At 59.9% G+C, this 464-nt stretch carries 1 protein-coding gene; it reads right to left on the bottom strand.

Annotated elements, in window-relative coordinates:
- Window positions 1-464, bottom strand: a 464-nt coding sequence (locus Q0835_RS30130; protein WP_298967191.1) for a reverse transcriptase domain-containing protein, incomplete at both ends; no start/stop codon positions are given.

Genomic DNA, 464 nt, shown 5'->3' with positions numbered 1-464 from the left:
TTCCGGTTCAGGTATTTCGCCTCCAGCCAGACATCGAACTCGTGGAGCATGATGTTGGACAGGAGCGGTGACAGGACGCCACCTTGCGGAACACCCTCGCTGGCAGCCCTGAACAGGCCACGATCAATGTGACCTGCCTTGAGAATACGCCAGAGGAGATCGACAAACCGTCCGTCCCGCACCCGCCGCCGTACGCATTTAAGAAGCAGCCGGTGATGAACCGTGTCGAAGTAGCTTGCCAGATCACCTTCGATGATCCAGCGGCCCTTCGTGCCACCGCCATCCTGAAGCTGGATCTTCACGGTGCGGACAGCATGATGCACGCTGCGTTCCGGCCGGAAGCCATAGGAGAGGCGATGGAAGTCGCTCTCCCAGATCGGCTCCATGGCCATCAGCATGGCGCGCTGGACGATGCGGTCTGTCAGGGTCGGTATACCCAGCGGTCGTAGCTTGCCATTGGCTTT

This window comes from uncultured Roseibium sp. (assembly GCF_947499295.1).
Lineage (GTDB): Bacteria > Pseudomonadota > Alphaproteobacteria > Rhizobiales > Stappiaceae > Roseibium.
This window is presented reverse-complemented; position numbering and strand designations above follow the sequence as displayed.